Origin of the sequence: Bacillus sp. FSL R5-0443 (genome assembly GCF_038608285.1) — a bacterium.
In the GTDB taxonomy this organism is placed as follows: Bacteria; Bacillota; Bacilli; order Bacillales; family Bacillaceae; genus Bacillus; species Bacillus velezensis.
Window position 1 is genome coordinate 2297831 of the sequence record NZ_CP152013.1, and the last position, 13381, is coordinate 2311211.

Annotated in this window: 17 protein-coding genes; 7 read left to right on the plus strand and 10 right to left on the minus strand. The window is 44.7% G+C overall.

The window, feature by feature from the left end; all coding sequences use genetic code 11:
- Window positions 1-177 precede the first annotated feature (177 nt).
- Window positions 178-378: a DUF3311 domain-containing protein gene (locus tag NYE28_RS11360; RefSeq protein WP_003153716.1), complete on the plus strand. Its 201-nt coding sequence runs from the start codon at window positions 178-180 to the stop codon at window positions 376-378.
- On the plus strand, window positions 378-1868 hold the full coding sequence (locus NYE28_RS11365; RefSeq protein ID WP_160223482.1) for a sodium:solute symporter: 1491 nt from the start codon (window positions 378-380) through the stop codon (window positions 1866-1868). Before NYE28_RS11360 ends, NYE28_RS11365 begins: the two co-directional genes overlap by 1 nt.
- 43 nt (window positions 1869-1911) lie before the next feature.
- On the opposite strand, the gene NYE28_RS11370 is transcribed toward NYE28_RS11365, so the two are convergent.
- Window positions 1912-3381, minus strand: coding sequence for a glycoside hydrolase family 30 beta sandwich domain-containing protein (locus NYE28_RS11370; protein WP_160223483.1), 1470 nt, complete (start codon window positions 3379-3381; stop codon window positions 1912-1914).
- A 147-nt stretch (window positions 3382-3528) separates the two neighbouring features.
- A complete protein-coding gene (bglA, locus tag NYE28_RS11375; RefSeq protein WP_012117765.1) occupies window positions 3529-4971 on the minus strand; it encodes a 6-phospho-beta-glucosidase BglA in 1443 nt (480 codons plus the stop codon).
- 249 nt (window positions 4972-5220) lie between these two features.
- On the opposite strand from bglA, the gene NYE28_RS11380 reads away from it, so the two are divergent.
- Window positions 5221-5946 (plus strand): GntR family transcriptional regulator, encoded by a 726-nt coding sequence (locus tag NYE28_RS11380; protein ID WP_007407949.1) that lies wholly within the window; start codon window positions 5221-5223, stop codon window positions 5944-5946.
- 60 nt (window positions 5947-6006) lie between these two features.
- Here the strand turns inward: NYE28_RS11380 and NYE28_RS11385 are convergent, their stop codons facing one another.
- Window positions 6007-7410, minus strand: a complete 1404-nt coding sequence (locus tag NYE28_RS11385) for a S41 family peptidase (RefSeq protein WP_342490073.1) — start codon at window positions 7408-7410, stop codon at window positions 6007-6009.
- A gap of 145 nt (window positions 7411-7555) precedes the next feature.
- Between NYE28_RS11385 and NYE28_RS11390 the strand changes: the two genes are divergently transcribed.
- Together NYE28_RS11390 and NYE28_RS11395 are read left to right on the plus strand one after the other, a co-directional pair.
- Window positions 7556-8257, plus strand: a complete 702-nt coding sequence (locus tag NYE28_RS11390; RefSeq protein ID WP_076425292.1) for a class I SAM-dependent methyltransferase — start codon at window positions 7556-7558, stop codon at window positions 8255-8257.
- 92 nt (window positions 8258-8349) lie between these two features.
- Window positions 8350-8601: a hypothetical protein gene (locus NYE28_RS11395; protein ID WP_007612011.1), complete on the plus strand. Its 252-nt coding sequence runs from the start codon at window positions 8350-8352 to the stop codon at window positions 8599-8601.
- A 43-nt stretch (window positions 8602-8644) separates the two neighbouring features.
- Here the strand turns inward: NYE28_RS11395 and NYE28_RS11400 are convergent, their stop codons facing one another.
- Together NYE28_RS11400 and deoD are read right to left on the minus strand one after the other, a co-directional pair.
- Window positions 8645-9463, minus strand: a complete 819-nt coding sequence (locus NYE28_RS11400) for a M15 family metallopeptidase (protein ID WP_007407945.1) — start codon at window positions 9461-9463, stop codon at window positions 8645-8647.
- 83 nt (window positions 9464-9546) lie between these two features.
- Window positions 9547-10245, minus strand: a complete 699-nt coding sequence (gene deoD, locus NYE28_RS11405; protein ID WP_003153702.1) for a purine-nucleoside phosphorylase — start codon at window positions 10243-10245, stop codon at window positions 9547-9549.
- 136 nt (window positions 10246-10381) lie between these two features.
- Here deoD and NYE28_RS11410 point away from each other — a divergent pair, with 136 nt between their 5' ends.
- Window positions 10382-10507, plus strand: a complete 126-nt coding sequence (locus NYE28_RS11410) for a hypothetical protein (protein WP_003153701.1) — start codon at window positions 10382-10384, stop codon at window positions 10505-10507.
- A 54-nt stretch (window positions 10508-10561) separates the two neighbouring features.
- Here the strand turns inward: NYE28_RS11410 and NYE28_RS11415 are convergent, their stop codons facing one another.
- From NYE28_RS11415 to NYE28_RS11425, 3 genes are all read right to left on the minus strand, one after another.
- Window positions 10562-10882, minus strand: a complete 321-nt coding sequence (locus NYE28_RS11415; RefSeq protein ID WP_003153700.1) for a YodL domain-containing protein — start codon at window positions 10880-10882, stop codon at window positions 10562-10564.
- A gap of 59 nt (window positions 10883-10941) precedes the next feature.
- Window positions 10942-11553: a phosphatase PAP2 family protein gene (locus tag NYE28_RS11420; RefSeq protein ID WP_099566845.1), complete on the minus strand. Its 612-nt coding sequence runs from the start codon at window positions 11551-11553 to the stop codon at window positions 10942-10944.
- Between the two features lie 73 nt (window positions 11554-11626).
- On the minus strand, window positions 11627-11800 hold the full coding sequence (locus tag NYE28_RS11425; protein ID WP_003153696.1) for a YozD family protein: 174 nt from the start codon (window positions 11798-11800) through the stop codon (window positions 11627-11629).
- Between the two features lie 117 nt (window positions 11801-11917).
- Between NYE28_RS11425 and NYE28_RS11430 the strand changes: the two genes are divergently transcribed.
- Window positions 11918-12061 carry a hypothetical protein gene (locus NYE28_RS11430; RefSeq protein WP_012117771.1) on the plus strand — a complete coding sequence of 48 codons (144 nt, stop codon included), beginning with the start codon at window positions 11918-11920 and terminating at the stop codon, window positions 12059-12061.
- Here the strand turns inward: NYE28_RS11430 and NYE28_RS11435 are convergent.
- Together NYE28_RS11435 and NYE28_RS11440 are read right to left on the minus strand one after the other, a co-directional pair.
- Window positions 12058-12738: a hypothetical protein gene (locus NYE28_RS11435; protein ID WP_003153690.1), complete on the minus strand. Its 681-nt coding sequence runs from the start codon at window positions 12736-12738 to the stop codon at window positions 12058-12060. The two genes, NYE28_RS11430 and NYE28_RS11435, sit on opposite strands and share 4 nt — an antisense overlap.
- Before the next feature lie 409 nt (window positions 12739-13147).
- Window positions 13148-13372 carry a YozE family protein gene (locus tag NYE28_RS11440; protein ID WP_007407941.1) on the minus strand — a complete coding sequence of 75 codons (225 nt, stop codon included), beginning with the start codon at window positions 13370-13372 and terminating at the stop codon, window positions 13148-13150.
- Window positions 13373-13381: the final 9 nt, after the last annotated feature.

A 13381-nucleotide genomic window follows, 5' to 3' on the forward strand; every position in this document is an offset into this window, starting at 1 on the left:
CTCCTAAATATCTTGATTTCGAGATATTAACTATTTTAATTTAATATGAATGAAGATGCAACTAAAGTGTTTCAGTTAAAAAAGTAATAAAATTCTTTTTTTTCTGAAAAATATCTTGTGATCTTATCTGACACCTGCTATGATAAGGAGCATTATCAAGTTTCAGGAGGAAAGTAAATGGTCAGAAAAGCACTAATTTTCGTTCTCATCTTAATCCCTTTCAGCCAGCTGGCCCTGCTGTCAGTCGCTAATCGGGTTCATCCGATCATTATCGGGCTGCCTTTTTTTCATTTCTGGCTGCTTTTATGGATCGCAGTCACTCCATTATGTTCGTTTCTTATTTATAGGCTGCAGAAGAAACAAGGAGGACTGGACTGATGCCCGCAAATATAACAGCATTGATCATTACAGCCGTCATCGTTTTAACCGTTGTCTGTATCGGCTTTATAGCCGGGAGAGACAAATCATCACGCACTTCTGTTGAGGAATGGTCTGTCGGCGGCAGACGGTTCGGGGGGCTCCTCGTCTGGTTTTTAGTCGGCGCGGATCTCTATACGGCTTATACGTTTTTAGGCTTAACAAGCACAGCCTACACAGGGGGAAGCGTTGCTTTTTTTGCAATCCCGTATTCTGTTTTGGCGTATTTTATCGCTTATTTCTTTTTGCCGAAGCTGTGGAAGGTGGCAAAAATACACAAATTAACGACGCTTGCCGATTATGCCCGTGAGCGTTTTGACAGTAAACTTTTGGCCAGTCTTGTCGCCATTGTCGGCGTTCTTATGCTCATTCCTTATATTTGTCTCCAGCTGAGCGGAATTCAAGATACGCTTCAGGTGGCCGGAACGGGTGTCATTAATGTCAATATGGTCGTCATCATCTCTTTTATTCTTGTAGCGCTGTATACTTTTTTCAGCGGAATTAAAGGGCCGACGTTTACGGCGATTATTAAAGACATTCTCGTGTGGGTGATTATGCTGTTTATGGTCGTGTCACTCCCGCTGATCCATTTTCACGGCTGGACGCCGATGATTCACACTTTGGCTGAAAAAGCGCCGCAAATGCTGACGATCCCGGGCTCGGGGCCGAAAGGAATTCCTTGGTTTATCACAGCTTCCATCGTATCTGCGCTGGCGCTCTTTATGTGGGCGCATGCGGCAACCGGCGTATTTACGGCAAAAAGCGCAGATGCCGTCCGCAAAAACAGCATGTTTCTGCCGCTTTATAATATTGTTTTGATTCTTGTTATTTTTCTCGGCTTTATCGCGTTTCTTGTCCTGCCGGAAGATACCAATCCGCGGCTTGCTTTATTGAAGCTGATTCAAACGTCTTACGGCGGAGTCGCGCAGGGCTTTGCTTACTCCACGATTGCCCTTGCGTCATTGATTCCCTGCTCTATCATGGCCATCGGAGCATCAAACTTATTTGCGAATAACTTATATCGGGATTTGATTCACCCGAATGTGTCACCAAGCAAGCTGACGATGATCACCCGTTCAATGGTATTTGTCGTCATCGGACTCGCGCTTTTATTCGGCATGCTGTTCCCGACTGCGCTCGTTACCCTTCAGCTTCTCGGTGTTTCCGGCATGGTTCAGATCTTTCCGGCTATCGCCGTCAGTCTGTTTTGGAAGAATCAAACGAAAGAAGCGACAATTATCGGTCTTCTCGTCGGTCTTATCGTGACATTCACGGTAAATATCACCCAATCCGCCCACGGTATATATGAAGGCTTTTGGGGTTTGACCGCTAACATGGCAGCCGTTATTATCCTTAACCCGTTTTTTGTAAAAAAAGCGGCTTCAAACGCCGTCAAAGACGGTTTATTCAATAAAGCGCCTTCTGATCAACTGAACCAAAAAGGCGCTTAACAGAAAGAAGCCGGCACGTAAATGTGCCGGTTTTTTACTTTTTTCACTTCCATTTGTAGGTAGCCACAGTTTTAGCCGGGATGACAGCTTCAAACTGCCGATTTTCTGAAACGACATGGAATTTTTGATCGGCGGATGTCTGGTTGATTATGACTGTCACAATGGATTGATCAGGATTAAGGAACGATACATTCGAGACTGTGTTTTTGGAGCCGTAATTACTTTCTATCCGCTTTGCTCCCCGGTCGATAAATTTTGAAAAGTTGCCTGTCATATGAAAGATCGGGATATTCCAATAGCGGTCAGGGTTTTTAGCATCCTGAATAAACAGCGTCGGGTCTGGGGTGCCTATCCAATGATGCGTCTTGATTTGACTGTCGAGCATCGTCACCCACGCATTGTAGCTCGACGCGCCGTTGCGGAAATACTGCGCGATCCGGTCCGCCCCTGCCGTCCCCCAGACAGACCGCTCCGTTAAGTGAATAGATTGATCAGGATATCTCTTTCCGATTTCCGACATGACGGAAAGGTCACCGTCATAATCGTGAAAAGCGATACCGTCTGCGGCCCGGTTTCCTTTTTTATCATCTAAAATCGGCGGAATATAGTTCCACGCCCCGCTCGCATTGTGATCATAAATCCAAATTTTCGTGTCAATTACATGTTGTTTCATTTCTTTTTTTAAGGCCAGTGCCAGTTTGCGCTGCTGAGACGGCGGCATATACATGCTCGGATAGTCGATTTCCAGCAAAGGTTCATTTTGAAGGGTCATGGCATAAATCGGAATTCCTTGCTTTTCGTACGCCTCAATAAATTTGCGGAAGTAAACGGCCAGTGCGCCGATATATTTATCTTTCAGCTTTCCCCGCTTGAGGTTTTCATTCGTTTTCATCCAAGCCGGCGGACTCCACGGTGAGGCAATGATTTTCAGTTCCGGATTTATCGCCAGCGCTTCCTTGATGGTTGCTGTAATGTGTAAATCAATATCCTTTTGGATCGAGAAATGACGGAGCTTAGGATCTATTTGGCCTTCAGGCATATCATCATACGTATAAAACTCCTGTGCCGTAAAATCAGATGTCCCGATCGTTATGCGCATAACGTCCATTCCGATACCATCTTTGGGATCAACCAGTTTTTTCAGCACTTCTTTTCTTTTTGCGGGTGTCATTTTTGATAAATTATGGATTGTGGATTCTTCCAGGGACGATCCTATGCCTAACACACTTTGATAGCGGCGCGACGGATCAATATACACAGCGGCGGAGTCAGAAGCCTTCTTTTTTGTCAATGCAAGCGGTGTTTGTTCGTCTAAGGCGTATTTCACTTCTAGCGGCCCGTCATACCACGTACGGGAAGCCGGGTCTTTTTCAGAACTGAACCACACCCTTACTTTGTTTTTGTCTGAAGCCTTCCGATCAGCCGCATACACTTCGGTTTCCATGCTGCTTGATATGAAAAAGAAAAACATAAGAAAAACCAGCGTCATGTGCAGACCTTTTTTAAAAAACATGAACCACCATCCCTTTCCTTATTTTTATAAGCGATTCTAAATGAAAAGCCGGACACTCACCTCCTTCCCGCTTGAATGAATACGCTTTCAAAATTACTGATAAAAAGCCGGCTTCACACAACGGTGAAGCCTTCCCTTTTTACACCTTTAGGATACATATGAGCCGTTTGTTTCAATCACTTTTTTATACCATTCAAATGAGTCTTTCTTAAGCCGCCTCATTGAACCGTTGCCTTCATTATCCCGATCAACATAAATCATGCCGTAGCGTTTTTTCATTTCTCCGGTTGTAAATGACACGATATCAATAATTCCCCATGGTGTATAGCCCATTACATCCACACCATCATATGTGATTGCTTTTTTCAAAGCTTTTATATGTGACGATAAATATTCAATTCTTGAAGTGTCATGAATTGAACCGTCCTCTTCTAATGTGTCGATGGCGCCGAATCCGTTTTCCACGATAAATAATGGAATCTGGTAGCGGTCGTATAAGCGGTTTAATGTGTACCGTAAACCGGTCGGGTCAATCGCCCAGCCCCAATCACTCGCTGTAATATAAGGATTTTCCACGCCGTTTGGCAATCCTCCGTTTACGACATCCCCGGTATTATCGTTTGATACATCACTTTTTACAGTTGTAGACATGTAATAGCTGAATCCGAGGTAGTCCACTCGGCCGTTTTTCAAAATCTCTTCATCACCGTCTTCAAAGTGTATCTGATAGCCTTCTCTTTCAAACTCTTTTAACGCATAGCTTGGATAATATCCGCGAACCTGCACGTCCGGGAAGAAAAAACGCTGTCTCATCGTTTCTTCAGCCAGCATCACATCATCGGGGTGAGATGAGTACGGGTAAATCGGGACATGTGATACCATCGCGCCGATCCTGAACTCAGGATTGATGTCTCTTCCCTTCGAAACAGCCAATGCGCTTGCCAGCAGTTCGTGATGGCCGGCCTGATACATGACTTCTTTTGCGTTTTCGTTTTCTTTGACGGCGACGCCCGAGTTCGTCCATAAAAAGATCGGATTATTCACATCCATCTTATTATTGATTTCGTTAAACGTCATCCAATACTTCACCTTATGTTTATAGCGTTCAAAACACACTTCAGCGAATTTTACAAAAAATCCGACTGTTTTTCTGTTTCTGAAACCGCCGTATTCTCTCGCCAAATGCAGCGGCATCTCAAAATGTGACAACGTGATTACCGGTTCAATCCCATGTTTCAGCAATTCATCAAACACCCGGTCGTAAAAAGCCAATCCTTCCTCATTGGGCTCGGCTTCATCACCTTTAGGAAAAATTCTGCTCCAGCCGATGGACGTTCTTAAACATTTCAGACCCAGCTCGCTGAATAATGCGATGTCCTCTTTATAACGATGATAAAAATCGATCGCTTCATGATTCGGATAAAATTCCCGCTCTTCAATTGTATCTGTTATTTTCCGGGGCACACCATGCGCGCCTGCCGTCATGACGTCCACTACACTCGGCCCCTTGCCGCCTTTATTCCATCCCCCTTCAAATTGGTGGGCGGCCAGAGCGCCTCCCCATAAAAAATCTTTTGGCAATGTCCCCATCGTTTATATCCTCCTTTATTTGACTGCCGCTTGCATGCCGAATAAATGCACTGCAGCCGCTTCAAGCATCCGCTTCGCAAGTGCAGAAGAATGCCTGCCTTTATTTTCATATTATACGTTTACATTATAATTGTACCGGTATAATTTATCAATACATAAACAATTATAGATAATTTACGAAATGGCTTTTAAAAACGATTATGCTATAATTCTGAAAGAAGCGGGACAATAAATGAATGAGGAATGTATATGTTAAAATACCAGCAAATCGCGATAGATATTGAAAAATACATAGAAGAACATCAGCTGCAGCAAGGGGATAAACTGCCTGTGCTGCAAACCTTAATGAGCCGGTTTAACGTGAGCAAAAGCACGATCACCAAGTCCTTAGATTTATTAGAAAAAAAGGGGATTGTGTTTCAAGTGAGGGGAAGCGGCATTTTTGTCAGACGGAATAAAAGAAAAGGGTATATCAGTCTGCTTTCTAATCAGGGATTTAAAGAATCACTTGAAGATTTTAATGTCACTTCCAAATTATTAGCGCTGGAAGTGAGAAAACCCACGCCTGAGGCTGCCCAAAATCTGAATATGCCGCCTGACGGCGACGTGTATTATGTCAAGCGAATCCGATATATTGACGGGCTGACATTGTGTATCGAAGAGTCATTTTACAACAAATCGATTATTACGTATTTGAATAAAGAGATCGTGGCAGAATCAATATTTGATTATATTCGAGAAGGTCTCGGGTTAAAGCGCGGTTTTTCAGATTTATATCTGTACGCGGGGATGTTAAATGAGGAAGAAGCGGAGTACTTAGGTCTATTTACAGGAGCGCCTAAGCTTTGTGTTGAAACGATTTTTCATTTAACCAACGGCCAGCCGTTTGACTTCTCAAAAGTCACCTATCACTATGAGCAATCACAGTTTTTCATTCAGGCGAACAGCCACCTTTTTGAACAGGAAACGACATAAGACGGGCTTTTCGCAAACAAAAAACACCCAATGCGCGAGCGGCGCATTGGGTGTTTTTTACTATTTCATATTCTTATTTAATGTTTCAACGGCTTTTTTCATTTGTGTATCGTTGTCCGCAAGCTGTTTTTGCAGATCCGTCATCAATTTTGCCGTTGTGTCACCCGTTATAATGCCTGTTTGTTTCAGTTTCTCTTTTGCTTGGAATTGTTTAACGGCTTGTTCAAATGCTTTATCATACGTGCCGTTTACTTTCACGCTGTACCCCAGCGCTTTCAGCATTTTTTGCGCATTGGTGACGGTGGTTCCGGAATCCCCGTATTTGTATGTTTTTTTCGCATCTAAATACGGCAGGTTCGCATATTCAGGAAGCTTAACCTGATATTGCGGTTTGATGCCTCTTTTATGAATCCACTCTCCGTCCGCTGTCAGCCATTTAGCGATTGTCAGTTTAACGGTAGAACCGTCGCTGTAATCTTTTGCCGTCTGCACGGTTCCTTTTCCGAACGTTTTCTCGCCGATCAGCGGAATGCCCGATGATTCATGCAGCGCAGCCGACATGATTTCCGCGGCGCTCGCGGTGCCGTCATTGACGAGGACGACTGTCGGTTTTGTCACTTTGCGCTCTTTCGTCGCTTTCATGACCTCTTTCGTGCCGTCTTTGTATTCGACCTGCATGATATTTTTCCCTTTATCGATAAACATGTTGCTCATTTTGATGGCTTCATCCATCAGTCCGCCCGGGTTGCCCCTTAAATCGAGAATGTATCCTTTCGCTCCTTGTTTTTCGAGGCTGTCAATGGCTGAATTCAGCTCTTTTGCCGTCGATTCGGAGAAGGATGTGATTTGGATTTCGCCGATGTCTCCTTTTTTCATTTCAGAGTACACCGTTTCAACCGGAATGGTGTCACGTTTGATCGACAGGTTCAGATCGCCGACACCCGCTCTGTGCAGCACAAGCTTGACGTTTGTTCCCTTTTTGCCGCGGATTAATGCGACGGCTTCGTTTACATTAAGGCCTTTAACGCTTTTGCCGTTGACCTTCAAGATCTGGTCATTCGGTTTAACCCCCGCTTTTTCCGCGGGTGACCCTTTAATCGGCGATACGATCAGGATGCTGCCGTCCTTTTCTTCCACTTGTGCGCCGATGCCTTCAAACGAAGCGGAAATGGTTTCTTCAAAAGACTTTCCTTCCTGCGGGTCCATATAAGAAGAATATGGATCATCCAGGGAACTGATCATGCCTTTTATCGCTCCGTCTACTAATTTGCTGTCATCTGTTTTTTGATAGTAATCACTTTTAATCTGCTCGTAGGCTTTATTGAATTTCTCAAATTTGCTGTTCGTCAAAGCAGCCGAGCCTTGTCCGAAAATGGTCGTATTGCCCGTGATAAACAGCGTAAGCGCCGAGGCTGCGACCGCGGTGATCAATATAATAAAAAACAGTTTAAATTGCCGCTTCAAGAAAACACCACCTTTTTATTCTTACATTATTATCATAGACGAACGCTCATTCGTCAACTTCAAACGTGAGGCGCCCTTCTTTCCCGTTTACCCAAACCTATGCTTTTCTCTCAACATATGCTGAGGAAAAAGGAGGATTCGGCCTTTGAGCAAATATTTAGAAATGCTGTCCTTATTCGGAGTCGGAGGGGCTCACCCCGGCGGGCTCGCTTTTTCCAAAGCCGTTCTCACAAAAGCGGCTCCTCCTCCTGGCGAACCGATTCTTGACGCCGGCTGCGGAACGGGACAGACGGCCGCTTATCTCGGCCACCTGCTGTACCCCGTCACCTGTGTTGATAAGGATCCCCTTATGCTTGAAAAAGCAGCAAAACGATTTGCCGCTGAAGGCTTAACCATTCCGGGCTATTTGGCGGAGCTTGAGCGGCTCCCGTTTGCTGAAAATCATTTTTCCGCCGTTCTTTCCGAATCAGTTCTCACCTTTTCAAATCTTGATTCATCGCTGTCTGAAATCCTGCGGGTCCTTAAACCCGGGGGTATGCTGATCGGCATTGAAGCTGCTTTACAAAAGCCCATGCCGGAAAACGCCATCACGCAGATAAAAGACTTCTACGGTTTTACCGTATTGCAGGATGAAACGGCATGGAAACAGAGATTGCTTCAGCAAGGCTTTCAGAAAGCGGATTTCATTCCCGCTGTCTTTGAAAACAATGCGCAGGAGCCGACTACAGAAATGGATTTATCGCCCGTTATTCAGCCGGTTCACTACGATACGCTGACGGCTCATTACGAGCTTATGCAGACGTACCGTGAATATATGGGACACTGCGCTTTTGTCGCTTACAAGTAAAACGGCGATTGTCCTCCTGTTTTCGTCCAACCTTTTTACCGCACTCTATCATAAGCTGACATAGAAAGATAGGTTGGATAGGAGGAGAAAAGATGCAAAACTATTATCATCTTTGCCGGCAGCACCAGGGAAAAGTAGCAAGAATTACAGAACGAAACGGCAGAGTCCACGTCGGAAGAATCGTACGGGTGACTAACAGCAAAGTGTATATCGCCCCTGTCGGCGGCCGTCACAGAGGATACGGGTTCGGCTATTGGGGAGGCTGGGGAGGCTGGGGAGCAGCCTACGGTATCGGCCTTGGTTTAATTACCGGATTTGCGCTTGGAGGTTTACTCTTCTGGTAATAAAGAAAGCCCGCTTTCTATTTTTCAAGCGGGCTTCTTCTTATTACACTTTCTTTACTTCATTAAAATATTCTTCAAGTGTTAATTGATGGTCATGGATGGCTTTTGCCGCTTTTTTGCCTACATAGCGTAAATGCCATGGTTCATACTCATACTTTGTGACATTTTCTTTGCCTTTAGGATAGCGGATGATAAAGCCGTATTCATACGCATGGTCTTTCACCCATTTGCCGTCCGCCGTGTTTCCGAACGCTTCATTCAGCTCATATCCGTTGCTTTTGCTGGAAATGTCCATGGCAAGCCCCGTCTGGTGTTCGCTTTGCCCCGGATATGCGACGGCTTCTTTCGCCTTTTTTTCACCTTTCAGACTGACTTCATTATCGAAAATAACTTTCTGTCTGTCATAAGAGCGGTATCCTGAAACGGCAACCAGGTCATAACCTTCTTTTTTCCCGGCGCTGAATAGTTCCGCCAAAGCATCGGCGGCAGGTTTGCGGATATATCGTTTCTCGATTTTCTCAGTAAAAGAAAATTCGACTTTCGGGATCACGAGATCATTCGGTTTATAATCTCCCGGCAGCGTGTATGTCTTATTCACGAGCGCAAGTGTATTTGTCGGGTTTTGAATGGTCTCAAGCCCGTTCACTTCTTTAATATCATTAAAATATTTGCTCTCCAATACAAAATCGCTGTTTTCTGCCTTCGTTGTTTTTTTGCTTGATGTGTCATCTGATTGTTTTGTTTCAGCTGCTGTTTTTGTGTCCTTGTGGCTGTCGCCGCCTGAAATGCTGCAGCCGGTTCCCACGATTGCGGTTACGCTGAGAGCGGCAGCGAGCGAAAACCATTTAGTGGATTTCTTCATTTTACACTTACCTTTCTTTTTTTGAATCAGGGCGATGCATAAAGAAGAGGGCTGCTTTAATCAGCATAACCCTCATCTCAAGTTTACGATACAGTATGCAGCGCCAGTTTAATCATATCATGAAAAGTCGTTTGACGCTCTTCTGCCGTTGTTTCTTCTCCCGTTAATACGTGATCGCTTACAGTCAGGATAGACAGCGCTTTTTTGCCGTATTTAGCGGCAAGCGTATATAAAGCAGTCGTTTCCATCTCTACGCCGAGAACGCCGTATCTGGCAAGCTTTTCGATTTGGGAGTCTTCATTGTAAAACTGATCGGCGGTGAATACGCTTCCGACCGCTACGGGAAGATTGTTTTTTTGCGCTTCCTGGTACGCTTTATGAAGCAGTTCGAAGTCTGCGCAAGGAGCATAATCTACACTGCCGAAGGCGACACGGTTCATCTGTGAATCCGTTGAAGACGTCATAGCCAAAATCACGTCACGCACCTTCACGTCATTACGGATGGCTCCGCATGAGCCGACTCTGATTAAGTTTTGAACATCATAGCTTTGAATCAGTTCATTCACATAAATAGAGATAGACGGAACACCCATGCCGGTGCCTTGGACTGATACTTTTTTGCCGTTATATGTACCCGTAAATCCGTACATTCCTCTGACTTCATTATAGCATTCCACATTTTCAAGATAAGTTTCCGCAATAAATTTCGCTCGGAGCGGATCTCCCGGCAAAAGCACTGTATCCGCAATTTGGCCTTTTTCTGCGTTTATATGTACACTCATTTCCTTTTCCTCCTGCCTATTCAAACTCCCACCCATTGTACACTGAATAACGGTAAGAGACAATCATCAGCATGATCAGGGCGATCTTGGGCAGAATATGCGGGATGACAAGCCTAAAGAAAAAGGAGTGAACATAATGGGCAAAAAACAGCGCAACCGGGTGACCGGCCAGAAAAAGAACAATCACGTGCCCGTTTCAGACGTCATTGCAGCTGATGAAGCGCATGGAAAAGAGCATTCCGCCGCTAAACGGAAGCCTTAACACTGTCTTTCCCAGACAATACGGAAGCCGGCTGAAGATTCAGCCGGCCCCGTCTTACCTCGGCTGGACGAGCAACCGGTTAATTTTGCTCCATCCCGCAGGGTTAAGCCTGTAATAGGTCTTTCCTTTTCTTCCTTCGTCTATGAGTATGACATCTCCGGTCGCTATGAATCTGGCTTGATAGTCGTTTGGGACCGTATCAGGCACATTAAAAACAGAAAATGCCCTTTCCAGTGCGTCTTGATGATTGTCAGCGGCCAGCTCTGTCCGATAGACGACCCTGTATCCCTTTTTCTCGCCGTAGCGGGGTGTTTGAAAAATCGTCACATCATAGGCGCAAGTCTTTTTTTTAAACACGGGCAGCGATAACAGCATCAAGATCCCTCCCTCTTATTTCTTAATAGTATTAGCGTTTTTTCTCATTTCTCCTGTCTCTATTTTTGTCGAAACGGATGATACTTTTCGTCAAAGAGCGCAAAAAGCGAAACGAGGCAAAGTCCGAGACTGAATCCGGCAAGCACATCCGTCGGAAAATGCGCGCCCAAATAAATTCTGCTGAATCCGATCAGAATGACGAGAACCCCGGTAAAAACGGTGACGGCCCGTTTTCTTTTCGTGAAAAACGGAACATGCTTGATCAAAAAGTAAGCGATGACGGGATACATCACTGCCGAATTCATGGAGTGGCCGCTCGGAAAACTGTATGAGGTTTCATGGACGAGCGGTTCAAAAGCGGGTCTGGCTCTTTCAATCAATTCTTTTATTTTTATGTTTACAATCCGTTCAATGAGAAAGAGAAGCGGCAAAAAAACAACATCCGGCGTTTTTTTGTACATATACAGAGCCGCGCCTGTCAAAAGAAGAAGCGGCAAAAGCACCGCGGTCGTGCCGAGCTCCGTTATCCATAACATCAATTCATTCAGCCAGGGAGCCCTGATCCTGACAGCCGCTTCTATGAGACGCTCATCAAAAACCTGGACGGCTTCTATCCGGATCGCTGCTGCGAGCAGAATAAACAATGCGAAAAGACTTGCTGGCTTGTACAACGTTTTCCCCCCATGTTTCATTCTCCCGAGCTGATTGAAAAAACCGAAGCTTTTTCACTTCGGTTCCGCAGTTTCAGTCTTCATCAAGCTCTTCGTCTATCATACATTTTTCTAATAAATAATCAAAGGTGATGTCGGCTATTTCGAAGATTTCCTCTTCACTCGGTATGTACCCGCGCATAGCAAGCTGACTGTAAAAATAATCAGCTATTTCTTCTGTGTCAATCACAAGATCTATTTCTTTCATGCAAACACCGCCTCCTTTTTTATGTTTTATGAAAAAACCGTTCAAATTATACCCGAAAGTTCTAAACGTTTTGTCCGCTCATATACTTTTAAAAAACAAGCCCCGGAGGGAGAAAAGATGATGACGAAAATGATGGCTTTATTGGACGGAGATGGATTTGATATCGTATTGGAAAAAGTGCTGAAAGGAATGTCGTTTGTAATCTTTGCCGGCTGTCTGCCCTGGTTTTTATATGTCACCGTCCGTTTTTTTGCCGGCTAGCTGAAATGCTCCCGCAGGCTTTCCAGCACAAAATTCATCATATCTTTATATTCTTCGTCACCGAACAAATGATAAAGAATCTTATAATCGTTATAAATATCAAGCAGCTCATCTACAATCGATACCGCCAGCACATGCAGGGCATCGGGATCATCAGCATCGCCTTCAAACTGAAGAAGAGCAGACGCGACGGTATCCTCGCCGATCTCATGAGATGCTTCCCCAACATAGTGGACAAACAGCAGCTGATGTACAAACTGATCCATTTCATATTTTCTCAGAACCAGCGTGAGATCCTCTTCCTCCGTTTCAAGCCACTCTCCGTCTTTCAGCCGAGTCAGCTCATAAATAATATCCTCCCAGCCATCCTCTAAATATCTCCATATTTCAGTTCTGTGGCCGATGACACGGAATAATTCCTTTCCGTAGTCCTTTACATATACTACGTCGCCGATCAGAAATTCATATTCAATATCCAATTTTTCCATATCGACGATCACGCCCTCATAATCTTTATAAAGCTGGATGGACGATTCAAAATAAAGCACTTCATTATGATTGACTTCGTAAAGATAATGTTTATCAATTTGATGAACCTTCGTAATGGTGCCGACGGTTCCGTACATCACGACGACCACGATGTCTCCCACTTGAAATTTCGGTTTATCTGGCTTCATGCTGTCTCCCCCTTGCCGCGGACTGTCATACGCTATCGTATGCCGGCCGCCATCATTTCGCATGGGCATGAAAACCACAGGAAATATCTATTTCTGAACCTGTTCAAAATGTCAAAAAGCGCAACATGCTTGTGCGTTTTTTCGCTTACCGTAACAGAAGCGTCCGATGACATTCCGCTCTCGATCGAATGAGCAGTAACAATGCTGAGACAAAAAGCTTCTATTTTTTATGAGTCTTTGTTTTTTTCTCTATGACGCAAAGGTAAATACCCGGCCCGAAGGCATGTTGACAATATCACCGCCGTGATGTTCAAGATTTGCCGTGAAACACATCATCGAAGGTGTATGGAGATTCAATTCAGGCTGCATATTTGCAACAGAAAAAAACCGCACAATGTGCGGTTTTTCGTCAGGCGTGATGCACCTCGGTCTCATATTTTTCCCAAGCTTCATCAAATGTCGCCATCGTTTCTAAATAGTCGGCGCTCAGTTCTAAATAAGAACTGAGCTCGTGATAATCGCTTGACGTTTTCGGAAAGCCGTGATCTTCGTATGCCTGATTCGCAAACTGGCTGATTGCGTCCTGCGGCTTGGGATGCCTGTATTTCATCAAATAGTGATAAAAGGATTTCATGGGTTTCCC

Coding starts and splice junctions, on each gene's coding strand:
- NYE28_RS11395 (WP_007612011.1), top strand. CDS start 8,350: ATGCAAAACTATTATCATCTTTGCCGGCAGCACCAGGGAAAAGTAGCA.
- NYE28_RS11440 (WP_007407941.1), bottom strand. CDS start 13,372: ATGAAATCCTTTTATCACTATTTGATGAAATACAGGCATCCCAAGCCG.
- deoD (WP_003153702.1), bottom strand. CDS start 10,245: ATGAGTGTACATATAAACGCAGAAAAAGGCCAAATTGCGGATACAGTG.
- NYE28_RS11410 (WP_003153701.1), top strand. CDS start 10,382: ATGGGCAAAAAACAGCGCAACCGGGTGACCGGCCAGAAAAAGAACAAT.
- bglA (WP_012117765.1), bottom strand. CDS start 4,971: ATGGGGACATTGCCAAAAGATTTTTTATGGGGAGGCGCTCTGGCCGCC.
- NYE28_RS11370 (WP_160223483.1), bottom strand. CDS start 3,381: ATGTTTTTTAAAAAAGGTCTGCACATGACGCTGGTTTTTCTTATGTTT.
- NYE28_RS11435 (WP_003153690.1), bottom strand. CDS start 12,738: ATGAAGCCAGATAAACCGAAATTTCAAGTGGGAGACATCGTGGTCGTC.
- NYE28_RS11430 (WP_012117771.1), top strand. CDS start 11,918: ATGATGACGAAAATGATGGCTTTATTGGACGGAGATGGATTTGATATC.
- NYE28_RS11380 (WP_007407949.1), top strand. CDS start 5,221: ATGTTAAAATACCAGCAAATCGCGATAGATATTGAAAAATACATAGAA.
- NYE28_RS11360 (WP_003153716.1), top strand. CDS start 178: ATGGTCAGAAAAGCACTAATTTTCGTTCTCATCTTAATCCCTTTCAGC.
- NYE28_RS11415 (WP_003153700.1), bottom strand. CDS start 10,882: ATGCTGTTATCGCTGCCCGTGTTTAAAAAAAAGACTTGCGCCTATGAT.
- NYE28_RS11400 (WP_007407945.1), bottom strand. CDS start 9,463: ATGAAGAAATCCACTAAATGGTTTTCGCTCGCTGCCGCTCTCAGCGTA.
- NYE28_RS11425 (WP_003153696.1), bottom strand. CDS start 11,800: ATGAAAGAAATAGATCTTGTGATTGACACAGAAGAAATAGCTGATTAT.
- NYE28_RS11365 (WP_160223482.1), top strand. CDS start 378: ATGCCCGCAAATATAACAGCATTGATCATTACAGCCGTCATCGTTTTA.